Below are 25655 nucleotides of genomic sequence, written 5' to 3'. Positions count from 1 at the left end.
AATATAAAGCGGCGCCCGCGCATTGTACCAATGCCCGGGCGCCGCTCGGCGGTTTAGGGAGTTTGCAAAAACTGCGGGGAAGCAAGCGTCAGCCAAGCGGCTGGTCACCCGGTGCGTTGCCAATCTGGCAACGGGCTAGGCAACAAGTGCCAGCAAATCAGCGGCAATGCCGGGCCAGGGCTGGTTGAGGTCCAGCGTGGCCACGCGCACCGGGAAGCCGCCGAGGTGGTAGCGCAGGTCGGTTTCGTGGGTGGCCGCGGGGTAGAGCAGCACGCCTTCCAGCGGCGTGGCGGTTTGCGCGGCCTGGTTTTGCAGGTAGGCAAACAGCTGGTAGAGGTGGGGCGAAATAAGCCGCTGTCGGTCGTGGTGGGGCTTGAACGCGGCCGTGTAGTACTTCGTGTCGAGGATGATTTTGCGCTCCGCCGATTCCAGCGAGGTGTCGGTAATCATGCTCGGCAGCAGGGCCAGGTCCTCGGCGCGGTCGGCTTCGGCCTGCCAGCTGATGGTTTCGGAGCTGACGCGGTAGCGGCGCTGCTCCAGCCGGTAAAAGTTGCGCACGAACCGCTCGAAGATGCCGGCCATTAGCGTCTCGTCGCGGCGGAAATCGTGGAAGCGGCTGCGGCCCTCGGCGTCGGTGTCGGGCAGGGCGGTGCGGTAGATTAGGGTGCACACGTTGAGCAAAAAGCCCTCCGGCCCGGTCAGGCGCAGGCGGCGCACGGCGCGCAGCTCGGCCCGCGTAAGCGGCGCCGGCTGAAGGTCTGCGGGAAAACGGCCGCGCAGCTGGCGGGCCTGCTGGCGCAGCGCCGCCGGCAGGCGGCGGGTGCGGCCCAGCGCTTCCAGGGTGCCGGCTAGCAGGCGGTTGAGCGGGGTATTCGGGCCCAGCTCGTCGTAGGCGCACACGGCGCGGCCCTGGCGCAGCAGGTCGCGGGTGATGGTGGGCGTGAGCAGAATGCGGCCGCGCAGCTCCGTCAGCTCTTCCTCGCGCTCGGCGTAGCCCAGCGTCAAGCCCTTGTGCAGCAGGCGGCGCGTGCCCGTCAAGAGCAGCTGGGTGAGCAGCTCCAGCGGCCTGTGAAACTCTTGCTCGGCCACGTACGCCCACTCGCCCGGCTCCGGCAGGCGGTTCCAGGCGTAGCAGAGCAGGTAATAGAGGTTTTGGATCGGAACCACGGATTACGTCAGATTTTTCGGATGGTAAGAACGATGATGGCCGTGGCCGAACGTCATCCTGAGTTTGCGCAGGACCTTATCAGACAGGAGCGAGTCGTTGCAAACTCAGGATGACAGGCGCTCTAACTGGCCTGCGTAGTGGCCTAAGCACTAAGCAGCCGCTTCTTATGCGCGGCGGCCTGGGTGGGTTGGTCGAACCAATAATCATCGAGCAGGGGCGCTATTTCTTGCTCCAAGATGAGGTTCAGCCAGGCCGGGGCCTGGGCCGGGTGCGCGGGCGGCTGGCAGAAATAGCTGTGGCCGAGCTGAAAATCCGGGCCCAGCTCCGGGTCGTCGGCAATGGTCTGATTCAGCTCGTTGAGGCGCAGCAGCAAGCGGGCAATGACCACCTTGGGTACGCCCCGCTGGGCGAGCAGCGCCCGCAGCGGCTCCCCAAACTCGGGCTGCATGGGCACGAAGGCGAAGCGGCGGCGCAGGGCGTAGTCGAGCGGGGCCAGGGAGCGGTCGGCCGTGTTCATCGTGCCGATGAGGTAGAGGTTGTCGGGCACGAAAAAGCGCGGGGCCTCGGCCGGGGCGTAGGGCAGGCGCAGGGCGTGACCGGGGCCGCGCTTGTCGGGTTCCAGCAGCACCAGCAGCTCCCCGAAAATGCGGTTCAGGTGCCCGCGGTTGATTTCGTCGATGAGGAGCACGAAAGGGCGCTCCGGTTCCTCGGCGGCGCGGCGGCACACGTCGGGCAGCACGCCGTCGGTGAGGCGGAAGCCGCCGTGCCCGTCGGGCCGGAAGCCCTGCACAAAGTCCTCGTAGCTGTAGCTGGGATGAAACTGCACCAGCTCCACCCGGCTGTCGTCCTGCTCGCCGAGCAACAGCCACGCGAGGCGCCGGGCCAGAAAGGTTTTGCCGGTGCCGGGCGGGCCCTGCAAAATCAGGTTGCGCTTGCGCTCCAGCCCGGCCAGCGCGTCGTCCAGCCGGGCTTCGCTGATAAACAGCTCCTTGAGGGCGTCGGCGCGGCGGTAGGGGGTGGGTGGCACCAACGCGTAGTCGGGCGCGGGCTCGGCGGCTTCGGTGGGTGCTGCCAGAGCCCCGGCTGGGCGTTTTTTCGTCGGTTGCTTCGGCTGGGGCGCGGCTGCCGGCTCGTCCTCCTCCGCGCCGGTGTAGAGCTGCTGCATGTCCTGCTGGGCGGCCACGTCGCCGTCGTGGGGCGAGCCGGCCAGCACCGGGCGCTTGGTGGTCACGGTGAAGCTCAGGCGCTCCAGCACTTGGTTGGTTGGCGCGCCGGCGGGCAGGGGCCAGGGCGCGTCGGCTTGCTTGAGGGCGAGGCGCAGGGCCATTTCGGCCACCGGGCGGGGCGGATAGCGGCGGCCCTTGTACACCAGCTCGTACACCGTGCTCGGCGGCAGCTCCAGCCCGCGGCGGTCGATGTGGCGCAGGGCGCGCAACACATGGTCGCGGGTGAGGACGGAGAGGTCGGAAGCAGGTGCGGAGGGAGTGGTGGACATGCAGCGGTAAGGTAGGAGCAAAACGCCAACGGCGGCCCGGGAGTTCGGTTTTAGCCGCCGGAAAAGGGCCCGTTTGGCGCGGTTGTTCGGCCGGTCCGCTGGCCGCTCGGCTCCGCCCCACGACCGGCTGCCAGCGCGTGTTCAGCCGGCACCAACGGCCAACGCCCCGCCCGCCGGCTGCGGGCCGACGAACGGGGCGTTGCATCTATTAGCGGCGCGCCGGCCTTACTTGGCGTTGCGCTGCGGGTCGTGGGCCTTGTCGGGCGTTACTTTCTTGCCCTGCGGGCTTTCGGCTATGGTGTTCGGCCGTTTGTCTTCCTGTTTTTTGCGGGCCGGGTCGTCGTGTTTCGGGGTCGAGGGCGCATTGGTCTTAGACATGGCAGTGGGTGGTTTGGGAATGAAACCATGCTCGGGTGTACGCACGCGGCCGCGGCTGGTTTAGCTTAGTGACTGAGCAGCAGCTAGTACTGTTGGGCTTGGGTACGGCGCCGGTGGGGGCTGTAACGCCTGCCGCCCCGGCGCGCCCCGGTTGCGGGGCGCGCCGGGGCGGCATCAGGGTGGGGCGCCGGACTAGCGCACCTGCACTTTCTGGTAGGTGCTGCCCGCCGGGCCGGCCACTTCCACCACGTAGAGGCCCGCCGGCTGCGCGCTCAGATCCAGCGGGAGCGGGGCCGTGCCCGCCCAAAGGTGCTGCTGCACGAGGCGGCCCGCCACGTCGCGCACCCGCACCTGGGCTGCGGCGTCGAAGGCGCGCGGGGCCTGCAGGGCGGTGCGGCCGTCGGCGGCGGGGTTGGGCGCCAGCTGCCAGCCGGCCCGGGCGGCGGAGCGGTTGGCGGTTATCACCGTCTGCAAGGGGAGCTTGTTCACCCCGTTGCCCAGCAGCGTGGTCGGCGTCGGGACGAAGCCCGTCGACCAACCGGCCGCCGCGCCGGCAAACCGGGCGGAGAAGTGGTTGGTCAGCGACTCTATGGGCAGCCAGGTCTGGCCGTTGTCTTCGGAGTAGGAGGAGCCCTGGTCGCCGTTGCCCAGGTCGCCGCCGGTGGAGACGTAAAACGCGGTGCCGGACGCGGTAGCCGCGGGCACGGCCCCCAGTCCCAGCCCGTGCAGGGGGCCGATGTAGGGCACTTGGGCCCAGGTCTGGCCCCCGTCGGTGGTACGGAACAGCAAGTGGCTGGTGGCGTTTTCGTCGAGCACCGACACCAAGCCGTTCTGCGCGTCGCGGAAGGCTATGTTGGTGGATTCTACCCGCAGGGGCAGCGCGCTGACGGCCCAGGACTGCCCGCGCGTGGTGGAGCGGAACACCCGGCCTTCGTCGGTCAGAAACCAGATGGAATTGCCGTACACCGCTGGCTGCAGCCCGCTGGTATTTTCATTGAGCAGCGTCGCGGGCAGGGCCACGGGCAGCCAGGTCAGGCCCCCGTCGGCGGTGCGGTACACCTCGAAGCTGCCCCCCGCGCTGAGCGGTTCGCCGATGACGATGCCCTCCAGCGCGGAGAAGAAGTGAATAAAGGACGCGTAGCTGTCCGCGCTCGGGAAGGTGGTGCCACGGCCCTGCACCGTCCAGGTCTGGCCGCCGTCGGCGGTGCGCAGTATGCGGCTGCCGACGCTGTCGGAGGGCACGGTCGTAATCCAGGCGAGGCTGGGCGAGACGGCGCTCAGCCCGGCCACGTACTCCTTCTGGCTGGTGCGCAGCGGCAGCGTGCGCACGGTCCAGGTCTGGCCGCCGTCGGTGGTGCGGGCCAGTTGCGGAGCCACGTACGCGTTGATGTTGTCATTGACCACCCACACGTTGTTCGCGTCGACGGGCTCCAGGTGCATGGCCAGGGAGGTGGGGTTGGCAAAGCCGATGGGCTGATTAACCCACTGCGCCTCGGCGGCGAGGCTGGCGCCCAGGCCGAGCAGGGCGAGTAATACTGATTTCATAAAAAAGGGAATGATAAACCGCGCGGCGCGAAGCAGGGCGCCGTCGAAATATAGGTGCCCAACCAGCGCCATTGAGTTGGCTGGGCCGGCGAAAAAAGATAGGCGGAGCAACGCCTGACCCGGAGCCGCGCCGGGCCAGGCGACGATTGGGCTGCCTGCCCGACGCGGCTCGGGCAGCTGCGGGCCAGCTACTATAGACAGGCTAATCCGCGCGGTGCTCCCGGCGGATGCCGAGCTTTTTCATGCGTGCTTCCAGCGTTTTAGCGTTGATGTCGAGCAGCACGGCCGCCCCTTGCGGCCCGCTGACGCGCCCACCCGTTTGCTGCAGGGCCGCCAGAATATGGTCGCGCTCCTGTTCGCGCAGGGTTTTGAGGGGGCCGGAGGCGGGCGCCGCGGCCACGGCCGGCGCCGGGGCCGCCGTGAAGCCCGCGAATTCCAGAAACGGCCCGCTGCTGGCAATGACGGCCCGCTCCACCACGTGCTCCAGCTCGCGGATGTTGCCGGGCCAGGCGTAGCGTTGCAGGGCTTTCAGGTCGCGGGCGCGCAGGCCGCGCACGGGCTTGCCCAGCTTCTTGGTGAAACGCTCCAGAAAGTGGCGCACCAGCGGCTCCACGTCCTCGGGCCGCTCGCGCAGGGCGGGCAGGTGAATGGGAAACACGTCGAGGCGATAGTAAAGGTCGGCGCGGAAGCGGCCGGCGGCCACCTCGTCCTCCAGCACGCGGTTGGTGGCGGCAATGACGCGCACGTCGGTGCGGATGACGCGGCGCCCGCCGATGCGCTCAAACTCCTTTTCCTGCAGCACCCGCAGCAGCTTGGCCTGCAAGTCCAGCGGCAGCTCCCCGATTTCGTCGAGGAAGATGGTGCCACCGTCGGCCAGCTCAAACTTGCCGATGCGCCGGTCGTGCGCCCCGGTGAAGGCGCCCTTCTCGTGCCCAAACAGCTCCGACTCGATAAGCTGGGCCGGCAGGGCCGCGCAGTTGATTTTGATCAAGGCCCGCTCCTTGCGCGGGGAAAAGTTGTGCAGGGCGCGGGCCACCAGCTCCTTGCCGGTGCCGGTTTCGCCGGTGATGAGCACGGTGGTGTCGGTGGGGGCCACCTGTTCCACGCGCCGAAACACCTGCTGCATCACCTGGCTGCCGCCCACGAAGTCGCCGAAGCGCGCCGCCGCGGTGGTGTTGATTTCGTCGATGAGGTAGGTTCGTTCCCGCTCGAGCTGGGCGCGCAGGGCTTCGATCTGCTCGAAGGCAAACACGTTTTGGATGGCCAGCCGGATCTGCGGGGCCAGGTTCAGAATCAGCTCCAGCGACTCCTCGGTAAAGGCAAACGGCTGCTGGCTCGACATAATCAGGGCCGCCAGCTGGTCCCCGCCCAGGTCCAGGGGCGTGCAGAGGATGGAGCGGGTGCCGCGCTGCTCCTTGGCGTAGCGCAGCATTTCGTAGCGCTCGGCCAAGGCGTCGAAGTCCTCGCCCACGTAGAGGCCGGGGCGGGTTACCAGCTCCACGGCCTCCTCCCGGGCCCGCTCGGCGCCGGGCTGCTCGTCCCAACGGCTTTCGTCGAGCAAGACGAACTGCCCGTCCGCGCCCTTGGCAAACTCGGCCAGAGCCCGCACCGGCGAGTCGGGCACGCGGATGCGCACCCCGAAAAAGTCGCAGGGCACCACGCGGTTGATTTCGGTGGCAATGGCGCGGAACAGCTCCTCGCGCTCCTTAATGCTGAGCAGGGCGTTGTTCAGGGCCAGCTGCATGGTTTTTTCCTGCTCGCGCCGGGCTATGTCCTCGAAGGCCAGGGTGTTGGTGACGGCCACCGCCACCAGGCTGCCGATTTTCTCCAGCAGGTCGATGTCGGAGTCGGTAAACTCGGGCTGGCGCCGCGCCACCAAGGACATCAGCCCGATGCGGTGGCCGCCGGTGCGCAGCGGCACCACCACGAAGTAGCGCATGCCCTTGTCGCGCAGCATGCACATGGGCTCGTAGTGCGGGTACTGGCGCACGAGCTCGTCGAGGCTGTACTGGTGCAGGTGCTGCTGGCGCACAAACAGCTCTACCGGCGTGCCGCCGATGCGGCCAAGCTTGCTTTTGTGGCTGCCGGGGGAGCCTTTGTCGGGCAGCAGCAGCTCGCCCAGGTAGTCGCGCAGGAACACGCGGCGGTACTGCTGCTCGGCGTCGAGGGTGAGGATGGTAATGGCGTCGAAGGGGAAAATCAGGCGCAGCTTCTCGGTGACGGTGCGGAACAGCGCCTCCTTGCTGCGCGAGGTAGTAATGGCGTCGTTGAGATAGAGCAGCAGCGAGTCGTCCTGGTCGGGCATGGCGGTTTCTCCTGAAATATGAGGACTAATAAACAAGGAAATTCTGAAATATGAGGAAAAAGGCTGCGGTAAGTCTAGGTGGTTTTGGACGAGCTATTAAAAAATAATCGGCCTTTTTGAGGCGTTTAAGTGGGTTTTTGGAGAAAATTTTAATCCGCGCAACCCCTTGGCACAAGCTTGGGTAATAGCGGGACGACCTTCATCAGTCATCCGCTATGTATTTTCAACCCAAATCCGCCGCGCCGTTCCTGCTGACCCTCGGGTTGCTGACGGCCGGCGCGGCCCACGCCCAGACGCCGCTGACCGCCGCAACGGTCGGCGACTCGCTGACGCTGGAAGCCACCGTCCGGACGGTGCTCGACGCCAACCCGAGCATCAACGCCCTCCAGGAGGAAGTAAACCAGGCCCAGGCCCGTTTGGCCGAAACCCGCACCTACCTGCGGCCGGTCGTGAACGGCACGGCCACCTACACCCGCATCGACCCGGTGGTGAAGCTGCCCTTCAACGGCGAGGTGCTGCAGTTCGCGCCCAATAACAACTACGACGTGCACGTGGGCGCTCAGTACACCGTGCTCGACCTGGGCCGCACCCGCGCCAACATCGACCTCTCGCAGAGTCGCATTGCCTCGGCCACCGACCAGATCAACGTAACCCGCCGCGACCTGGCCTTCTCGGCCGCGCAGACGTACTACGGCATCTTGTTCGCCCGCGAGGCCATCAAAGTGCAGGATGCGCAGATTGCCTCGCTGCAGCAGCACCAGCGCGAGATGGAAAAGCGCGTGGAAGGCGGCGTGTCGACCAACTTCGACGTGACCACCACCAAGGTGCGCATCGCCCAGGCCCAGAACACCAAGATTGACCTGCAGAACCAGCTGCGCAACCAGGAAGTGCAACTGGCCCGTCTGCTGCACCGCCCCGAAACCGTGGTGACGCCTGTGCGCGGCCGCTTCGAGTACACCCCGCAAGCCGTGGACGTAAACGACGCGCTGGCCAAAGCCGCCGACAACCGCCCCGAGGTGAAGCTGGCCAAGGACGCCGAGCAGACGGCCATTGCCCAGCAGCGCGTGGTGGAAACCAACAACCGCCCCTCGTTGAACGTGCTGGGCCAGGCTGGCGCTAAAAACGGCTACATCCTGCCCAAAATCACCACGATGCGCTTCAACACGGTGCTCGGGGCACAGCTGAACGTGCCCATCTACGACGGCAACCGCAACAAAGTGCAGCGCGTGGGCGCCGAAGCCGCCGTGAAAGGCGCGCAGGCCCGCATCCAGGACACCCAGGAGCTGGTGCGCGCCGACGTGCAGCAGGCCGTGAACAACATGCAGTCGAGCGCCGCCCGCTACGACAACTCCGAGGTGCAAATCACCCAGGCCACCGACGCGCTGACCCGGGCCAAGGCCCGCTACCGCTACGGCGTGGGCAACAACCTCGACGTGCTCGATGCCGAAACCCAACTGGCCCAGGCCCGCCTGGCCCGTCTGCAAGCCATCTACAACTACACCCTCGGCCAGTACCAGCTCCGCCGCGCCACCGGCGAGCAGATTTGGTAAAGGCGAAGTTGTGAAAGGTGAAGTTGGGAAGAGCGGTGCCGCGCTTTTGGTCGCTCATAACAACACGCACTGGTTCACAGCTTCACAACTTCACCCTTGACCCAATGCACCTGTCCAAGATTCTCTGCCCGCTGGATTTCTCGGCTGCTTCGGGGCCGCTGCTGGCCTACGCCACGGCGCTGGCCGGCGCCACCGGCGCCGAGCTGTGCCTGCTGCACGTGCAGGAGCCGCAGCCCGCGCTCAGCGACGCCGACGTGCCCGAAGCGGCAGTGGAACTGGCTCGTTATCAGCTGGTGGCCGAACAAGCCGGCGCCCAAAACGTAACCACTCGGTTGCGGCGCGGCGAAGCCTCCTGCGAAATCGTGCGCGAGGCCCGCGACCATGGCACCGACCTGATTGTTATCGGTTCGCACGGCCAAACGGGCCTCACGCGCTTTCTGATGGGCAATACCGCCGAACACGTGGTGCGCACGGCCCCGTGCGCCACCCTGCTCGTCAAACCCCAAGGCGACGCCTCGTACCGGCAGTCGGCTTAGGACAAGAAGTGAAAGGTGAATGTGGGAACGGTCGTTCTGGCCGCATTTCAAATCACAGCCACCTGCTCACCCCTTGCCCTGCACAACTTCACAACTCCACAACTTCACAATTTCGACTCAGATGGCAACGCAAGAACCGGTGGTAGAACGCCAAATTTCGCAGCCTGGCGGCCCGGCCCAACCCGCCGTTGACACCGCTTACGACGAGCCCGAAGGCCGCTCGAAGCGCCCGATTATCCTGATTATCCTGGCTCTGGTGCTGCTCGTGGGCGGCTACTTCGGCTACCAGCGTTACCAGTTCGGCCAAACCCACGAAGAAACCGACGACGCCCAAGTGGAAGGCGACGTGTACCCGGTATTGCCGCGCGTCGGCGGGCCGGTGCTCGAAGTAAAGGTCGACGACAACATGCCGGTGAAAAAGGGCGACGTGCTCGTCGTGCTTGACCCTTCCGATTACCAGCAGCGCGTGAATGCCGCCCAGGCCGCCCTGGCCGCCGCCCAAGCCAACGTGGTGGCCGCGCGCGCCGCCGTCGGTACCGCTTCGGCCAACGTGCGCACCGCCCAGGCCAGCATCGGCGTGAGCGACGCTACCCGCGCCCGTCTGGAGAAAGACCTGAAGCGCAGCGAGTTTCTGCGCAAGGAAGACATCATTCCGCAGAGCGAGTACGACGCGGTGCAAGCCAACCTGAAGTCGACCAGCGCCCAGCGCGCCACGGCCCAGGAGCAGGTATCGGTGGCCCGCCAGCAGGTAACCGCCGCCCAGCAGCAAGTAGCCGTGGCCGAGGCCGTGGTGAAGCAGCGCCAGGCCGACCTCGACAACGCCCAGCTGCAACTGAGCTACACCACCATCAAGGCCCCGGCCGACGGGACGGTAAGCCGCAAGGGCGTGCAGCCCGGCCAAGTGGTGGCCCCCGGCCAGCAACTGTTCGGCATCGTGGCCAGCGCCCGCACCTGGGTTATTGCCAACTTCAAGGAAACCCAGTTGGAAGACATGAAAGTGGGCCAGCCGGTCAAAATCGAAGTGGACGCCTACCCGCACGAAGAGTTTAATGGCAAGATCGAGTCGCTGTCGGCCGCCACGGGGGCCCGCTTCGCCCTGCTGCCCCCCGACAACGCCTCGGGCAACTTCGTGAAAGTAACCCAGCGCGTGCCGGTGAAAATCGTGCTCGACAAAGTGGACCCCGAGCATCCGCTGCGCGCCGGCATGAGCGTGACGGCCACGGTGGCTACCAAGTAGTGAATTTGTGAAGTGGTGAAATTGTGAATCGGCAGGGCGTCCGTTCACAATTTCACTTTTCACAACTTCGCCTTTGCCTTCTTACGGATGGACGCGAGGATGGCGACGATTTCGCGATACTCGTGCTCCAGGCTTTGGAGCCGGGATTTCGGGACAATTCCCGCGTCGCCCAGTAGTTACAGCCAGAACTGAGTTTCGTCGCTTTCCTCCACGCAGATGCACAGCTTGGCGTACCACTCTGCAGTGGAGCGACTACGGCAGGCCGCCCGAAAATTAGCCGCAACTGATGTGGCGGCGCGTAGCAACTGCTTACCCAATACGGAAGCTTCGCCGGTACGCGGCAGTTGCTGAAACAATCGGATGACACGCAAAGCAGCCTGCTTGGTGCGTGTCCGTAGGTCTTCATTAAAGGAGACTAGGTTGACGGGTAACTCATCCATACAGGTGAAATAGAGAATAGCTCAACACTCAAGATAGAGAATCGGGCAATTCGCTCTTCACAACTTCACCTTTCACAACTTCACCTTTGGAAACCGGATTTACCAAGTGGATCATCGTCGTTACGGTGGTGATGTGCTGCTTGCTGGAGCTCATTGACACCAGCATTGTGAACGTGGCCCTGACCCAGATGATGGGCAACCTCTCGGCCACGCAGCAGGAAGTCAGCTGGGTGGTGGCGTCCTACGCCATTGCCAACGTTATCGTGATTCCGATGACGGGCTTCCTGGCCGAGCAGTTCGGCCGCAAAAACTACTATTTGTTCTCGGTAGTCCTCTTCACGCTGGCCTCCATGGCCTGCGGGCAGAGCACCAACATCTGGGAGCTGGTGGCCTTCCGCTTTATTCAAGGCGTGGGCGGCGGCGCGCTGATGGCCACCTCGCAGGCCATTCTGATTGACACCTTCCCGCCCCACCAGCTGCCGCTCGGGCAGGCCCTGTTCGGCATGGGCGTGATTATCGGCCCGACCATCGGCCCCACGCTTGGCGGCTACATCGTGGACAACTACGACTGGCCCTGGATTTTCTACGTCAACGTGCCGGTGGGCATCCTGGCCAGCATCTTCACGGCCACGTTCATCCGCGACCCGGAGCGCATCAAAAACGCCATCAAGCGGCCCATTGGCGAAATCGACTGGCTGGGCATCTTCCTGCTGGTGCTGGGCGTGGGCTCGTTGCAGTACGTACTGGAGCAGGGCGAATCCAACGACTGGTTTGAGGACCAAACCATTCTGCTCTTCACCGGCCTGACCGTCATCGGCATGGCGGGCTTTATCTGGCGCGAGCTGACGGCCCGGCAGCCCATCGTGGACCTGCGCGTGCTCGGCAAGAGCCGCAACCTCGCGGTGGGCGCGTTCCTCTCGTTTATCCTCGGCTTCGGGCTGTTTGCCTCGGTGTTCGTCTTCCCGATTTTCTGCCAGCGCATCCTCGGCTTCACGGCCGCCCAGACGGGCTACCTGCTGCTGCCCGGCGCCTTGCTCACCGGCTTTATGATGCCGATGGTGGGCAAGATGATTCAGGGCGGCGTGTCGCAGAAGTTCATGCTGCCGGTGGGCTTCGTGGTGTTCTTCGTCTTCTCGTACTGGATGAGCACCCAGATTTCGCCCACGGCCGGCGAAAGTGACTTCTTCTGGCCGCTGATGCTGCGCGGCTTCGGCTTGGCGCTGCTCTTTTTGCCCATTACCACCATGTCCTTGGCCGGCCTCAGCGGCAAGGACGCGGGCCAGGCCGCCGGCCTCACCGGCATGATTCGCCAGCTCGGTGGCTCGTTCGGGGTGGCCCTCATCGGCACCTTCCTGGAGCGTAAAACCATGCAGAACCGCGTGGGCCTGCTGCCGAACATTTCGATGTACGACCCCGAAACCCAGCAGCGGGTGCAGGGCCTGATTGCCAACTTCATGTCCAAAGGCGCCGACTTGGTAGTAGCCCAGCGCCAGGCCTACGCCGCCCTCGAAGGCATGTTGATGAAGCAAACGGCCCTCATCACCTACTCGCAGACCTTCCTGATGATCGGGGTGTTCTTCATCCTCTGTATCCCGCTCATCTTCCTCATCAAGCGCCCCAAGCCCGGCACCAAAGTCGACCTGAACGCGGCGCACTAAGCGTCAAAGATGAAGTGGTGAATTTGTGAAGTGGTGAAAAAGTCGGGTTGACCAACGACCACGCAACAACAAGCCCCGGCAGTAGCTACTGCCGGGGCTTGTTATTGTTTGGAAGTTACGCCGCCAGAACGGCCCACACTTCACTACTGGTACTGGATGTACAGCGGCTTGGGCGTCAGCTGGGTCAGCACCTCGGTGGGCGTCATCAGGTGGTGGGGCTTGGGCTTGGGGTCGTACTCGTAGAAGAGCTTGAAGCCCGTGTACTGCACCGGCTCGGTCTGGATGTAGTCGTGGTAGGAGTCCTTTTTCAGCACCGGGTCGCCGTGGCCGTCCATGTGCATGACCACCTGCACCCGCGGGTCGAGTTTGATGTTCTTGTAGTTGGTCACCATTTTCCGGGTGAAGCGGTGCACCGTCAGCACCTTGGGCGGGAGCTTGTTTTCGCTCACGAGGCGCGCCAGGTAGTTGATGGTCCAGTTCACGTCCTTCGCGTCGAGCGTGCCGATGCGCTGGTTGGGGCGGATGCCGGGCATGGTGGCCAGCGAGAATTCCGGGTCGATGCCGAGGTGAATGTCGGGCTGCTTGAGGTACTGCTCCAGCTTGGGCACCTCCACCTGCAGGGTGCTGTGGCCGGGCTGCACGTCGAGGAACAGGATGCACTTATGCTCGCGGGCCCAGCTGATAACCTCCTCGATGGTGGCTTTGGAGTTCATCAGGCGCCACTTGCCGTCCTTGCCGGGCGTGCCCTGGGCGGTGATGGTTACGTTGTGCAGGGCTGCCTGCACCGGAATGCTCGGGTCAGCGGCCTGCCACTCCTTCAGCACGCCCGCAAACTTGCGGAACATCTGCTCCTTCGGCTCGCGGCCCAGAATGCCCATGCCCTTCGAGCGGATGTTGCCATAGAACGCCACGATGCGGTGGCCCGGCAGAATGGCGCCCGGCAGCTGCCCGTTGACTTTGGCAATGCTATCGGCCTTGAGCGAGTCGCGGCGCATGGCTTCCATTTTCAGCTTCACCGTGTCGACGACGGCCGGCTTGGCCGAATCGGCCGTGGCGGTGGCGGTGCCGGAAGCTTCGTTATCGGAGCGGCTGCCGCAGCCGGGCAGGGTGGTCAGGGTAAGGGCAAGGCCCAGGGCCGCAAGGGCAGGCGCCGTCAGGCGGGTGAGAGGCTGAAAATGAGACACTGAAAAGAAAGGGCGGTGAGGTCGGAAACACCGCGAAGGTACGGCTTTTCGCCCGACCGTATTCGGTTTCGGCGTTGGATAAAACCGGGTAGCAACGGCGCCGAAGCCCACGGTCGAGCTTGGGTTGGCTCCAGGCCCGCCGGCAAACCAGCTTGGGCGTGGCAGCGCCACTACCGGGGGCGTCGGCTCCCCTGGGCGCGGCCTACTGGTACTGAATGTAGAGCGGATCGGGCCGCAGGGCGGCCACTTCCTGCGGCGTCATCAGGCGGGAGTTGTCCATTTTGCGGTCCTGCTTGAAGAAGATTTTAAAGCCCGCGTATTGCACCGGCTCGGCCCGGATAAACTTGCGGTAGGAGCTGCGCTTGATGCCAGGCGTGCCCCAGCCGTCCATGTGCATCACAATCTGCACCCGCGGGTCGAGGCTGATATCCTGGTAGTTGGTCAGCATGTCCTGCCGAAAGCGGTGCACCACCAGCACCTTGGGCGGCAGGCGGTTTTCGCTCACGAGTCGGGCCAAGAACTGCCGGGCGTAGTTCACGTCACGCGCGTCGAACTCGCCGACTTCGGTGCCGGGCCGGCGGCCGTTTTTCATTGAGAATTCCGGGTCGATGCCGAGGTGCACGATGGAGTCGCGCAGGTAAGGGGCGAGGCGCGGCAGCTCGGCCGGCAGCGTGCTCAGGCCCACCTGCACGTCGAGAAATACCAGGCAGCCGTGGGCGTGGCCCCAGCGAATTACGCGCCGGATGACGCTGTCGGGCTGCAGCTCGCGGTACTTGCCGTCGGGGCCGGCGTCGCGCTGGGCAATGACGGCCACCATGTGCAGGGCCGGCCGGGCGGGCTGGGCCGGGTCGGCGCGGCGCCAGGCCTGCACTTGCCGGTCGAGGCGGCGCAGCATTTCCGCCTTGGGATATTGCCCGAGCACGCCCATGGTCTTGTGGGTGGCGCTGCCGTAAAACGCCACGATGCGTTGCGCGGGCAGAATAGCGCCCGGCAGCTGCCCGCCGTTGCGCGCCACCGAATCAACCCGCAAGGAATCCAGGCGCAGCTGGGCTTGCCGCGTCGCCCGTTGGGCCAAGGGATTTTCGCGACGAGACTGGCAGGCCCCGACGAGCAGCGTCAGCAGCAGAAAAAGCGGCAACTCCAGCGCCCCGGGGCGCCCCAGCCGCTGGCGGCAGTGCAGCATGGCAAGGCGGTCAGTGGTTGTACAATAACCTCGCGAGCCACCAGGGCGCGCAAAAAGACCACCGGCGCGGGCCGGTGGTCTGGGGTATAAACTCAGAAGCAGACGGATGGTTCAGCCCCGAGGGCATTTACTTCAGCGCGAAGGTGATGGGCACCGTGTACGCTACCTTGACGGGCTGCCCGTCCTGCTGGCCAGGCGTCCAGCGGCCCGGCAGCTCGCGCACGGCCTTCAGGGCCGCTTGGTTCATCTCGTCGGCCATCCACTGCTTAGCCGGCGCCGTTTGCACGCCCTGGCGGATTTCGGGTTGTTGCAGCCGCCCGTCGGTGTCCACCACAAAGCCCACGAACACCTTGCCCTCCAGCCCGGCTTGGTGGGCCGCCTCGGGGTATTTCACGGTGCCGGCCAAGTCCTCGATCAGCTTCGACATGCCGCCCACGTAGGCGGGCATTTGCTCTACGTAGGTGTACACGCGGCCGGCAGCCGGCGGGACGGGTGCTTCGGCCGGGGCGGGCGGCGGCGGGGGCGGAGCCGCCAGTTGGTCGGCTTTTTCGCAGGCGGCTACTCCCAGCAGCAAGCCGAGCAGGGGCAAGGTCAGCCATTGTTTCCAGCGGCGGGCCGGGGCCAGGTGATTGAGCATGGCAATACGGGTTAGGGTTTGGGAAGTGGAAAAGGAATGGGCGAAGGAGGGCGCGGCGAAGTGCGCCAGGGCCTGCCGGGCCAGCAGCGCCGCGTAGGCGGCCGGAGCGGCCGGGGCGGCGCCGGCATCGGCCAGGTACTCGTGCGTCTGGGCCAGGCTCCGGGCGCAGAGGTGCACAAACGGGTTGTACCACAGCAGGCACTGCCAGAACCCCAGCCAGAGGCGGTCGGCGGAGTGGCCCTGGCGCACGTGCACCAGCTCGTGGCGCAGCACCTGCGCGGCTTCGGCCGGGCTTAGCGCCAGGGCGTCGTTCCAGAACACCTGCCGGCCAAACGAGCTGGTGGGCAGCCGGCCGCCTGTGGGTCGCAGCACGTAGCCCGGCGCCGGCTGCCGGGGCAGCGCCCGCGTGAGCCACCACAGCCGCAGCAAACGGCCGGCGTGCACCAGCGCGCTCAGCAGCACGCCGGCCCCGTACGCCAGCAGCAGCGCCGACCACCCGGCCGCTGGCGCCGCGCCGGTGGGCACCTGCACTTCGGGCAGCCACGCGCCGGGCAGCAGGGCCGGGGCCGACAAGCCCGCCGTGCGGCTAAGCACCAGCCAGGGCTCGGGCAGCGGCAGCAGCGGCAGCGCGGCGGTGAGCAGCGGGGCCAGCAGCAGCCAGCCGCGGTTGAACTGAAACGCCGGTTCGCGCCGGAGCAGGGCGTAGTACAGCAGCCAGCAGGCGCCCAGATCTAGGCTGCTCTGCCACATCCAGTTAAGCAGGTTGATGGTTGTCATCTGCGGGCTCGTTGCGGTCTTGCTGAGCGTGGCGCAGCAGCTCGTCGAGCTGCTGGGCATCCAGGTTTTCTTCCTTCGCGAAGAAGGACACCAAGCGCGTAAAGGAGCCGCCGAAGTAGCCGCCGAGCAGCTTGCGCAGCGAGAAGCGGCGGTACTCGTCTTGCGCCACCAGGGCGTGGTAGCGGTGGGTGCGCCCGAAGGCCTCGTGGCCCACGTAGCCCTTCTGCTCCAGAATGCGCACGATGGTGGAGACGGTGTTGTAGGCGGGCGTGGGCGCGGGCATGTCCGGCAGCAGGTCCTTTACGAACGAAGGACCGCGGCGCCACAAGACCTGCATGACCTGCTCTTCGGCGCGGGTGAGTTCCGGGAGTTGCTGCATGGCTGATTCTTTGGTGATTAAACATATAACTAATTTTTTAGTTATGAAACTAAATGTTGCGTTGATTCCCAGCCGGAAAAGGCGGGTTGCTACGGTACCAAAGCAGAACGGGTGGATTTCGTCCGCCAAAACGAAATCTTTTAGGCGCCTCGGTGTTAAGCAAATTCCAGCCTTAACTTCCTGACCGCGTGCTATTCCACAATCTGTCCCCGCGCCTGAAGCGCTTCACTTGGCTTCTGAGTACCATTCTGCTGGTAGGCCCCGGCCTGAGCTGTCAGAAAGAAGCTGCCACTCCCGTTGTTCAAGAACCGGGTACTGCTGCCGGCGCCTCCACCAGCCGCCTGCTGGGCAGCACGCTGGTGGGCGAGTTTACGCCCCAGCAGCTGGCTACCCACGTGAGCAGCATCCCGTTTGCCGCCGCGCTGATTCGCTACCCCATCCGGGTGTACCGCCTTACTTACGCCACCAAAACGCCCGCCGGGCAGACCGTGACGGCCTCCGGGGCCTTGCTGGTGCCCACCGTGCCGGCCGGCCAACAGCTGCCGCTGCTCAGCTACCAGCACGGCACCATCAGCCCCACCGACGAGGTCAAAGCGCCTTCCTACTACGGCTCGGGCAGCGAAATTTACTCGGCCGTGTCGGTGCTGGCTTCCACGGGCTACATCGTGTCGGCTCCCGACTACCTCGGCTACGGGGCTTCCAAGACGCAGCCCCACCCCTACGAGCACGCCGAATCGTTGGCCTCCACTTCGCTGGACATGCTGCGGGCGGCCAAGGAGTTCTGCCAGCAGCAGCAAACCCCTCTCAACGCCAAAACCTTTTTGCTGGGCTACTCCGAAGGCGGGTTTGCCACCCTGGCCCTGCACCGGCTGATGGAAACCACGGCCGCCAATGAGTTTACCGTCACGGCCAGCGCCCCCGGCGCCGGGGCCTACCACAAGTCGGCCTTCGCCACATACATCATGAACGCCACGCAGCCGCTGAATTTTTTGAGCAGCTACGTGTGGGTGCTCGATACCTACAACCGCGTCTACGGCCTGAACCGCCCGGCGTCCTTCTTCTTCAACGAGCCCTACGCCACCCAGCTGGCGGCCAACCCGCTCAGCCCGGTGCCCGCGCTGCCGGCCGAGCTCTTCACGCCCGGCCTGCGCGCCGCTGTGCTAGGCAGCACCGACCCGGCCCTGACCAAAACCTTCGTGGCCAACGACATCTACGACTGGAAGCCCCGCGCCCCGTTGGCCCTGTTTCACGGCACCGCCGACGACTACGTGCCGTTTTTCAACTCCCAGGACGCCTACAACGCCATGCGGGCGCGCGGCGCCACCCAGGTAGAGCTGCACCCGATTCAGGGCGGCAACCACTTCACCGCGGCCCCGACCTACACGCTCGAAGCCTTTGCCTTTATCTCGCAGTATTACTAAGAGTAGTCAGGAGTTCTGCTGACCGCGTACTGTCTTCTGCCGACCGGCCCTCAAGGGGACCGGTCGGTTTTTTATACCGGCTGCCCGGCAGTGGGGGCGGGTTGCAGCGCCTGCCGCAGCCACGCGCCGCTGAGCGCCGCCAGGCCGCCCACCAAGCCCCCGAGCACGGCCGCCACCAGCACCAGCAGCCAGCCGTTGCCGCCCAGCGGCAGCAGCTCGGCCACGCGGTGGCTCAGGCGCCCGTCGGCTTGTACATGCAGCCAGCTAGCCAGCAACAGCCAGCCCAGGCCCACGCCCGCAAAGCCGGCCAGAAACGCCCGGCCGCCGGAGCGGGGCAGGGCAAAGGCCAGCAAAAGAGCAACCACGGCGGCGCTCCACCACGGCAAGAGCCACTGAGCCAGGGCGGCCAACACCAGAATCAAGAAGAACAGGAGCCAGGAACTACGCATCAGGGCTTATTTACTATCGATGGTCACCGGCACGGTGTAGTAGACGCTCACCGCGCGGCCGTTTTGTTTACCGGGCGTCCAAGCCGGCATTTGGCGCAGCACGCGCACGGCTTCTTCGTCCACAGCCGAGGTTAAGCCTTTCGTTACTTCGAAGTCGTCTAGATGCCCGTCGGGGTACACGACGAAGCGCACCATGACTTTGCCTGCAACCTCGTCGCGTAGAGCCGCGGCGGGCAGCTTGAGGTTTTTCGCCAGGTATTGTAGCAATCCTGCTTGGCCGCCGGGCGGCTGCGGCATCTGCTCCACATACGTGTAAATGCGGGCGTCGCGAACAGCCGGCTGCTCGGGCAGCGCGTTAGGCATCGGCGCCGGTGGTGCATTGCCCCCGATTTCGGCGGTGGTGCCGCTGGGCGGCGGCTCGAAGCGCTGCGGGCGGTGCTGCACCATTTGGTAGATGGTCAGCAGCAGGAGCAGGCCGCCAAAAATCCAGGCGAAGTGCCGGGTGGAGAGGCCCCGGCGGGGTGGGGGAGTGGCAGGCATGGCGGTCAGGGCTTGAGCGTCCAGGCCGCGGGCACCCGCGGGTGCGGCTGCGCGGGCGAGGTCAGGTAAATCAGTTCGTTGAGCTGGCCCAGGCGCCAGGTTTCCAACAGGTCGTCGTAGTAGCGGGAGCCGGGGTTGCCGCTCTGCCCGCCCGGAAACACGCCGTAGCCCTTGGGCTCGGGGCCCAGGGCCACCACCATGCGCCAGCTCGGCCCGTTGCGCTCCGTGGTGGCGTTGACGATGGCTGCCCCGCCGCCGCAGTCCACGTCCATGCGCCCGAAGCCGGGCAGGCGGGCCAGGTGCAGGATGTCGGTGCTCTTCTGGCTGGCCCAGTTCCATTTCGGCCCCAGCGGCCCGAATTTGCGGCTGAGCGAGTCGGTGGCGAAGCGGAACGATTCCAGCGCCAGCTGCGGCAGGGTTTCGCGCGGCGGCGTGCGGTGGTCATCGATCCAACGCGAGGTATCCTCCTTCAGAATCAAGTTGTTGGTCCGGTCGCGCGGCGGGTAGCGCATTTCCAGGCCGGTGGCTTTCAAGCCGAAGTCATCGGCCCACAGCCGCTCCACCAACTGGTTGTACCACAAATCGAAGATGCTGGCGCCCACGGCCCCGGCGTCGTAGCGGTAGTTCCAGCGGCGCAGCTCGTCGTAGGCGCGGCGCTGGGCCGGCGTGAGTTGCTGCGTGCCCACCAGCTGCAGCAGGCGCGGCAGCATCAGCTGGGCGTTCAGGTTCAGGTTGTCGGTCTGCAAGAGGCGCAGCGAATCGGGGGTGGCCCGCTGCATCTGGGCCAGCCGCTCGTTGATGCGGTGGCCCCGCTCGTAGCTGGCAAAGTTCCAGCCTAGGTAATACGGGTAGTCGGGCCCGGCCGGAAACTGGTTGGCCGACGACACAAAGCCCCGCGCCGGGTTTTTCGCGTGCGGGTTTTGGGCCTGCGGAATCCATCCCTGCCAGTCGTGCTGCGGGTTAGAGCCGTCGAGGATAAACTTGCCCTGGTCGCGCCACTTCAAGGGAAACTTGCCGTTGGGCCAGATGGCCACGTCGTTTTGCCGGGAGGCAAAGATGAAGTTCTGGGCCGGGGCGGCGTAGGTGCTCAGGGCCTGGGCGTAGTCTTGGTAGCCGCGGGCGCGGTTGAGGCGGTAGAAAGTCAGCACCTCGTTGCCGCCCTCGTGGGCCGTCCAGCGCATGGCGTGGCGCACCGGCGTCTGGGCGTTGAAGGGCTTCTCGTCGTGGTCGTACACCACCGGGCCGTGGTGGGTGTAGAGCACCGTGTCGAGGCGGTCCGGCAGGCCGCGCACCCGGATGCGCTCCACCACTCGGCGCACTGGCTTCCACTGGCCCGCGTGCCAGTACTCGCGCTTGGTGTTGTCCTTGAATTTCAACTGGTACCAGTCGAGCACGTCGCCGCCCACGTTAGTCACGCCCCAGGCCACGTCTTGGTTGAAGCCGATGATGATGGTGGGCGCGCCCGGAATGGTCACCCCGTACACGTTCACGCCCGGCGCCGATAGCTGCACTTGGTACCAGATGCTGGGCAGGTTGAGCTGCAAGTGCGGGTCGTTGGCCAGAATGGGCAGGCCCGAGGCCGTTCTGCTGCCGCTCAACGCGAAGTTGTTGGAGCCCAGGTCGGCGTCCGGCTCGTTTTGCGGCACCTTCTCCGAAGCCGAAGCCGCAAACACGTCGGGCACCGGCGGTACCTTCAGCGGCTGGTAGTCCAGCTTCGTGCCCACGGGCACTATCGGGTCTTCGCGGGTGGGATAGTCGGGAAACAGGTCCTGTACCACGGCCGGGCCGTACTTGCCCAGGGCGTTGGAGAGGCGCAAATCATCGGAGCGGCCGCTCAGGTCCCAGGCCATGAGCTGCAGCAGCAGGGCGCATTTCAGCGGCTTCCACGGCTCGGGCGCGTAGTTCAAAAGCTTGTATTCCAGCGGGTAGTCGCGCGGGCTCAGGGCGCCGATGTAGGCGTTGACGCCGGCCGTGTACGCTTCGAGCACGGTGCGCGTGGTCGGGTCGGCCATCATCACGGCCAAGGATTTCTCGGCCCCGTGCGGCAGGCCCATGCGGCGCTGAAACCGGTCGTACTCCAGGGCCCGCGGCCCCACGATTTCGGAAATGCGCCCGGCCGCCACGTGGGTCTGAAATTCCATCTGCCAGAGCCGGTCCCGGGCCGTGAGGTAGCCCTGGGCGAAGTACAGGTCGTGGTCGTTTTGGGCGAAGACGTGCGGCACGCGGTGCTCGTCGAAGCGCACCGTGACGGGCTGCTGCAGGCCGGGCAGCTGCAAGGCTTGCTCGGCGGCTAGCTCGCCCCCAGTTTCGCCGTTGCGCCAGAAGCCCTGAAACGGGCTCAGGAAGCGCCCAAAGGCGGGAATTTCGCCGTGGTTGGTATCGAGCACCCACACCAGGGCCCCGGTGGTGAGCAGAGCCAGCACGGCCCGGACGTAACGCTGCATAGAACGCGGGGGAAATCAGCCGCTACAACATCCGACAAAAAAACGCGGCGCGCAAACCGGCTCCCGGTTTGCGCGCCGCGCGTTCGGGGCGGTCGGGGGCCTACTGCTTGCCGCCCAGCAAGAAATTGACCCCGATGCGGCCGTCGATTTGGTGCGCGTTGCCTTCCGGCGAGTAGGTGCGCTGGTACCCGGCGCTGGCCTCCAGCGCCACGCGCGGGGTGATGAAGTAGTTGTAGCCCAGAGCCGCCCGGTAGCCATACGACACGTAGCGCTGCGGATTGCTCAGGCGGCCCAGGTCGGTTTCGTAGCGTTCCTGCTTCCAGTTGTGCTCGGCGTGCAGGCTGGCTTCGGCAAACAGCCGGTGCCGGCCGCGGCCCAGGAAGTAGTAGCGCGCATACGGCGTGAGGCCCGCCGTCCATTCGCGGCGCGAGTAGCCGACGAGGCCGTACGGCATTGTGGGCAGCCCAGGCACGTAGGTGCTGGAGTAAACGGACTGGTAGCGGTTGAGGCCAACCTGCGCGCCCACGCCCACCAGCAGGTTGTCGGCCACGAATCGACCCACCGTGGGCGTGAGCGTAGCCGAGAATTGGCGGAAGCCGTCGGTGCCGCGGCCGTAGCCCAGGTTGCCGGCCGAAAGGCCAATCAGGGTGGTGCCGCGCTCGGTCTGGGCCTGAGCGGCGGTGGCAGCCAGCCCCGCAAAGCCGGCCACGAGTAACAAGTGTTTGCGCATAAAATGGAGGAATAAAAACGGCCGCGCCGCTGTAGACTGGAGGCCAACCGGGGCGTTACAGTTGCAAGACCGGGTAGCGGGCCGCTCTTTCGCTCATAAAAAAGCGCCGCGCCAACCTGGGACGGATGGCGCGGCGCGTGGCAAGGCGGCAGCGGTGTTAGTCGACCGCGGCCACTTTGGCGGCGGGCAGGAAGAAGCTGAACCCCAGGCGCACGTCGAGGCCGTTTTCGGCCGGGAACGTATTGCCGAAACGCTGCGGCGCATAATCGAAGAAGGCGCCGCGCCGGTACCCCGCCGTGGCCTCCAAGGCGACGCTGGGGCTCAGGAAGTAGTTGTAGCCCACATTGGCGTACCAGCCGGTTCGGGTGCCGCTGTCTTTGCTCGTATAGCCCCGGTTGCCATCATTATAGGTCGAGCTGCTGAAGTACGAGGCCAGCTCGACGCCCGCCTGCCCGAAAATCTTGTGCGGGGTGCCGTCGTAGAAGTAATAGCGCGCAAACGGAGCCACCCCAATGCCTAGCACATGGCCGCTGCTTCGGGTAGGGTAGCCCAAGTAAACGTTGTCGGATTTTGACTTGTCGTGCTCGTAAATAAGGAGCAAGCCACTGCCCAGGGCCAGCCGGTCGTGCACAAACCAGCCCAGGCTGGGGTACACCGCGGCCGACAGCTCCCGGGCGTTGCGAGTTTTGTAATTGGCGTAGCGCAGGTCGCCCACCGAGACGCCGATGAGCTTGGCGCCGCGCTCGGTTTGCGCCAGCGTAGGCAGGGTCAGGCCCAGGCCGGCCAGCAGTAAGAGGGATTTACGCATGGAATGAGGAATAACAAGCCGATACATGCTGCTGAAAAGGACTTACTTGGCCGCGGCCACGGGCAAAAACACGTTGAAGCCCACCCGCACGTCGAGCCCGTCGCTCAGGTAGTCAATGTCATTGCGGGATTGGTGGCGGTAGCCCGCCGAGACTTCCAGCGCCGCCATGGGCGTCACGAAGTAGTCGTAGCCCAGGCTCAGGTGGTAGCCCCGCGACTCGGTAACGCGCTGCTGGATGCCGAAGAAATTGCCGCGGTTGGCGCTCCAGTTCAGATCGGCGCCCGCTTCCCCAAAGGCCTGGTGCCGCCCCTGGCCCACCACGTAGTAGCGCACAAACGGGCTGGCCCCGTACCCCCAGGCCCGGAAGAATTCCGAGTCGTTGATGTTCTGTCGGGCATAGCTCAGGTTGAGGGTCGCGCCCAGCGCCAGGTTATCGGCCACGAAATAGCCCGCGGTGGGGTGCAGGGCCACCGAAATGGAGGAATAGCGCTGCGCAGGGTGGGAGTAGCTCAGGTCCCCCAAGGACACGCCGAGCAGCTTGTTGCCGCGCTCGGTTTGGGCCACGGCGGGCAGGGTCAGGCCGAACACGGCCAACAGTAACAGTGGTTTGCGCATGAGAAGAGCGTAAAAGAATAATAAAACACGTCGGGCTGCCGGGCAGCACGCTGACCAGAAGAGGCCTTTCTAACGAACATAGTTGCAAAAAAATACCCGGGGTGCTGGGCACCCCGGGTACACGGGTCGGGTTCGAAGCGCGGGGCTACAGGTTCTCGGCCTGCCGCACCAAGCCGCTGATGCCGCGGTTCTGCAGGCGCTGCCACACGTCGTCGGCTTCGGCCCGGGCTAGGCGCTGGCCCACGATGACGCGGTTGAGCGGGCGCCCGTTCACGTTGTCCTGGCGCACGGCCACGGGCAGCTTCGCGTCGAGGGCTTTGATCTGGGCTACCAGGGCTTCGGCGTTGCGCAGCTCGCCAAACGTGCCGGCCTGCACCACGTAGGTGGCTTCGGGCTCGGGCGTGGCGTCGGTGACGGCAATGTCGGTGGTTTCGGGTTCGGGCACCGTCACGGTGCCGGCTACCGGGCCCAGGGGCGTGTCGTCGGGCACTACTTCGGCCACAACGCCCAGGGCGCCCATGCGCACGATGTCGAGCGGGCGGGCGGCAATTTCAGACAGATCCAGGATGCGCTGGTGGCGGTACGGGCCCCGATCGGTGACCTGCACGACCACGGCTTTGCCGGTTTCGGGGTTGGTGACGCGCAGCTTCGTGCCGAAGGGCAGGGTCTTGTGCGCGCAGGTGTACTTGTTGCGGTCGAAGCGCGTGCCGTTGCTGGTGCGGTGGCCCTGATGTTCGCGGCCGTACCAGGAGGCGCGGCCCCGGAGTACGGCGCTTTTGCTAGCCGTGGCAGTGGGCGTATCGTCGGCGAAAGTGGACAGCGGGGTGGCTACCAGCAGTAAGGCCGTCAGCCACATCATCAGCAAGCCCGAGAGGTTCTGTCGTTGGTTAAACTTCATTCATTCTCTGCTATGGTGAACAGGCCAAATCTATTAGCCTATCCGAAATACAATCCAAACCGAAACCGGCGGCGACGGTCAATATAGATTAAAAATTGTGCTTTACCTGTAAAATTTGCATTAGCCCTAACTCGGCCGGTAAACGAAAATCCCTGATTGTGTTTCCTGAAGGGTAGGTTTGGATTCTATATAGACGAAAACCGGTGAGCGGCAGAAATAAGATTATCCGCCGCCAAAAAAAATGGTCGAGTCGGCTCCGGCTTTTATCCAAGTGCCGGTTGCAGAAGTAAAAAATAATGCTTAAGCAACTAGCAGCCGGCCGCGGCCGCTCGCCGTACCTTTGCCCATGGACTTTGGCCGACTACCGGACGTGCGCGGCATCGACTTTCGCCTGCCGCCCGACCACCCCGACACCGCCGCACTTCTCGCTCGCACTGCGCCGCCCGTGGCCCCTGCGCCCATCTGGGTGGGCTGCCCCACCTGGACCAACAAAGCCTGGCTGGGCACCTGGTACCCGCTGGGCCTGCGCGAAGACCAGCAGCTGGCGTACTACGGCAAGCAGTTCAACTCGCTGGAAGTCAACGTGACGCACTACCGCATACCGGATGCCGAGATGGTGCGCCGCTGGCGGGCGGCTGTGCCCGCCGACTTCCGCTTCTGCCCCAAACTGCCCCAAAGCATCAGCCACGACCGGGAGCTGTACCGCGCCGACGACCTGACCAACTCTTTCGCCCGGGCCCTGGAAAACATGGGCGAGCAGCTCGGCATGGCCTTTCTGCAAATGGGGCCCAACTTCGCTCCGCCCCAGCTGCCACGCCTGGAGCGCTACCTGCTCGACTGGCCCCAGCACCTGCCGCTGGCCGTGGAGCTGCGTCACCCCGCCTGGTATCACGACGCGGGCGTGCTGGCCGAAACCGGCGCCCTGCTCGAAGCCTTGGGCAAAACCTGGGTTATCAGCGACGTGGCCGGGCGCCGCGACGTGCTGCACCAGCGCCTGACCACGCCCCGGGCCTTCATTCGCTTCAACGGCCACGCCCTGCACCGCACCGACTATCTGCGCGCCGACGCCTGGGCCGAGCGCGTGGCCGAATGGCTGGCCACCGGGCTGCAGGAGGTGTACTTCTTTGTTCACCAGCGCGACGTGAACGACGCGCCCACCTGGGCTCAGTACTTCCTGCAGCGCCTGGGCAAGCTCACCGGGCGCGAGCTGCCGCAGCCGCAGCTGGTGGTGCAGCCGGTGCAGGGGCGGCTGTTCTAAGCCGCCCGCCCCGCACTTGC

23 protein-coding genes are annotated in these 25655 nt (G+C 65.4%); 6 read left to right on the top strand and 17 right to left on the bottom strand.

The features are described 5' to 3' along the window. Positions 1–135: 135 nt before the first annotated feature. The 5 genes from LJ737_RS01395 to LJ737_RS01375 form a co-directional block, all read right to left on the bottom strand. Entirely contained in the window at positions 136–1167 is a 1032-nt protein-coding gene (locus LJ737_RS01395) for a 5-methylcytosine restriction system specificity protein McrC (protein ID WP_227762227.1), read from the bottom strand. A gap of 143 nt (positions 1168–1310) precedes the next feature. After that, positions 1311–2663 (bottom strand): AAA family ATPase, encoded by a 1353-nt coding sequence (locus tag LJ737_RS01390; protein ID WP_227762226.1) that lies wholly within the window; start codon positions 2661–2663, stop codon positions 1311–1313. A gap of 225 nt (positions 2664–2888) precedes the next feature. Then, on the bottom strand, positions 2889–3041 hold the full coding sequence (locus LJ737_RS01385) for a hypothetical protein (protein WP_227762216.1): 153 nt from the start codon (positions 3039–3041) through the stop codon (positions 2889–2891). Between the two features lie 192 nt (positions 3042–3233). Beyond that, positions 3234–4586, bottom strand: coding sequence for a DUF6242 domain-containing protein (locus LJ737_RS01380; protein ID WP_227762214.1), 1353 nt, complete (start codon positions 4584–4586; stop codon positions 3234–3236). 202 nt (positions 4587–4788) lie between these two features. Beyond that, the gene (locus LJ737_RS01375) at positions 4789–6891 is read right to left on the bottom strand and encodes a sigma 54-interacting transcriptional regulator (protein WP_227762206.1); all 2103 of its coding nucleotides are present in this window, start codon (positions 6889–6891) and stop codon (positions 4789–4791) included. Between the two features lie 215 nt (positions 6892–7106). Here LJ737_RS01375 and LJ737_RS01370 point away from each other — a divergent pair, with 215 nt between their 5' ends. The 3 genes from LJ737_RS01370 to LJ737_RS01360 all read left to right on the top strand — a co-directional run bounded on the left by LJ737_RS01370 (position 7107) and on the right by LJ737_RS01360 (position 10214). Further along, complete coding sequence (locus LJ737_RS01370) at positions 7107–8441, top strand: TolC family protein (RefSeq protein WP_227762198.1); 1335 nt, start codon at positions 7107–7109, stop codon at positions 8439–8441. 104 nt (positions 8442–8545) lie between these two features. Continuing rightward, positions 8546–8977: a universal stress protein gene (locus LJ737_RS01365; protein WP_227762196.1), complete on the top strand. Its 432-nt coding sequence runs from the start codon at positions 8546–8548 to the stop codon at positions 8975–8977. Between the two features lie 121 nt (positions 8978–9098). Beyond that, positions 9099–10214: an HlyD family secretion protein gene (locus tag LJ737_RS01360; RefSeq protein ID WP_227762193.1), complete on the top strand. Its 1116-nt coding sequence runs from the start codon at positions 9099–9101 to the stop codon at positions 10212–10214. 176 nt (positions 10215–10390) lie between these two features. On the opposite strand, the gene LJ737_RS01355 is transcribed toward LJ737_RS01360, so the two are convergent. After that, complete coding sequence (locus tag LJ737_RS01355) at positions 10391–10654, bottom strand: four helix bundle protein (protein ID WP_227762192.1); 264 nt, start codon at positions 10652–10654, stop codon at positions 10391–10393. An 86-nt stretch (positions 10655–10740) separates the two neighbouring features. On the opposite strand from LJ737_RS01355, the gene LJ737_RS01350 reads away from it, so the two are divergent. After that, entirely contained in the window at positions 10741–12312 is a 1572-nt protein-coding gene (locus tag LJ737_RS01350; RefSeq protein ID WP_227762188.1) for a DHA2 family efflux MFS transporter permease subunit, read from the top strand. Between the two features lie 143 nt (positions 12313–12455). Here the strand turns inward: LJ737_RS01350 and LJ737_RS01345 are convergent, their stop codons facing one another. The 4 genes from LJ737_RS01345 to LJ737_RS01330 form a co-directional block, all read right to left on the bottom strand. After that, a complete protein-coding gene (locus LJ737_RS01345) occupies positions 12456–13496 on the bottom strand; it encodes a hypothetical protein (protein ID WP_227762180.1) in 1041 nt (346 codons plus the stop codon). Between the two features lie 202 nt (positions 13497–13698). Further along, on the bottom strand, positions 13699–14679 hold the full coding sequence (locus LJ737_RS01340; RefSeq protein ID WP_227762178.1) for a hypothetical protein: 981 nt from the start codon (positions 14677–14679) through the stop codon (positions 13699–13701). 127 nt (positions 14680–14806) lie between these two features. Continuing rightward, positions 14807–16093: a TonB family protein gene (locus tag LJ737_RS01335; RefSeq protein WP_227762175.1), complete on the bottom strand. Its 1287-nt coding sequence runs from the start codon at positions 16091–16093 to the stop codon at positions 14807–14809. Next, the gene (locus tag LJ737_RS01330; protein ID WP_227762173.1) at positions 16071–16472 is read right to left on the bottom strand and encodes a BlaI/MecI/CopY family transcriptional regulator; all 402 of its coding nucleotides are present in this window, start codon (positions 16470–16472) and stop codon (positions 16071–16073) included. Before LJ737_RS01330 ends, LJ737_RS01335 begins: the two co-directional genes overlap by 23 nt. A 188-nt stretch (positions 16473–16660) precedes the next feature. Between LJ737_RS01330 and LJ737_RS01325 the strand changes: the two genes are divergently transcribed. Beyond that, positions 16661–17893: an alpha/beta hydrolase family protein gene (locus LJ737_RS01325; protein WP_227762172.1), complete on the top strand. Its 1233-nt coding sequence runs from the start codon at positions 16661–16663 to the stop codon at positions 17891–17893. Positions 17894–17964: 71 nt separating this feature from the next. Here the strand turns inward: LJ737_RS01325 and LJ737_RS01320 are convergent, their stop codons facing one another. From LJ737_RS01320 to LJ737_RS01290, 7 genes are all read right to left on the bottom strand, one after another. Then, a complete protein-coding gene (locus LJ737_RS01320; RefSeq protein ID WP_227762170.1) occupies positions 17965–18342 on the bottom strand; it encodes a hypothetical protein in 378 nt (125 codons plus the stop codon). Positions 18343–18348: 6 nt separating this feature from the next. Further along, on the bottom strand, positions 18349–18882 hold the full coding sequence (locus LJ737_RS01315) for an energy transducer TonB (protein ID WP_227762169.1): 534 nt from the start codon (positions 18880–18882) through the stop codon (positions 18349–18351). Positions 18883–18887: 5 nt separating this feature from the next. Then, a complete protein-coding gene (locus tag LJ737_RS01310) occupies positions 18888–21326 on the bottom strand; it encodes a penicillin acylase family protein (RefSeq protein WP_227762162.1) in 2439 nt (812 codons plus the stop codon). A gap of 100 nt (positions 21327–21426) precedes the next feature. Continuing rightward, positions 21427–22056: a hypothetical protein gene (locus tag LJ737_RS01305; protein WP_227762159.1), complete on the bottom strand. Its 630-nt coding sequence runs from the start codon at positions 22054–22056 to the stop codon at positions 21427–21429. Between the two features lie 157 nt (positions 22057–22213). After that, positions 22214–22864 carry an outer membrane beta-barrel protein gene (locus LJ737_RS01300; RefSeq protein ID WP_227762158.1) on the bottom strand — a complete coding sequence of 217 codons (651 nt, stop codon included), beginning with the start codon at positions 22862–22864 and terminating at the stop codon, positions 22214–22216. Positions 22865–22906: 42 nt separating this feature from the next. After that, positions 22907–23479 (bottom strand): outer membrane beta-barrel protein, encoded by a 573-nt coding sequence (locus tag LJ737_RS01295; RefSeq protein WP_227762156.1) that lies wholly within the window; start codon positions 23477–23479, stop codon positions 22907–22909. Positions 23480–23624: 145 nt separating this feature from the next. Further along, positions 23625–24377 carry a septal ring lytic transglycosylase RlpA family protein gene (locus LJ737_RS01290; protein ID WP_227762153.1) on the bottom strand — a complete coding sequence of 251 codons (753 nt, stop codon included), beginning with the start codon at positions 24375–24377 and terminating at the stop codon, positions 23625–23627. 346 nt (positions 24378–24723) lie between these two features. On the opposite strand from LJ737_RS01290, the gene LJ737_RS01285 reads away from it, so the two are divergent. Beyond that, complete coding sequence (locus LJ737_RS01285; RefSeq protein WP_227762144.1) at positions 24724–25635, top strand: DUF72 domain-containing protein; 912 nt, start codon at positions 24724–24726, stop codon at positions 25633–25635. Positions 25636–25655: the final 20 nt, after the last annotated feature.

Origin of the sequence: Hymenobacter sp. 15J16-1T3B, from assembly GCF_020711235.1 — a bacterium.
Taxonomy (GTDB): domain Bacteria; phylum Bacteroidota; class Bacteroidia; order Cytophagales; family Hymenobacteraceae; genus Solirubrum.
The sequence above is the reverse complement of the archived record's forward strand: the minus strand, read 5'-3'. Positions and strand labels throughout refer to the sequence as shown.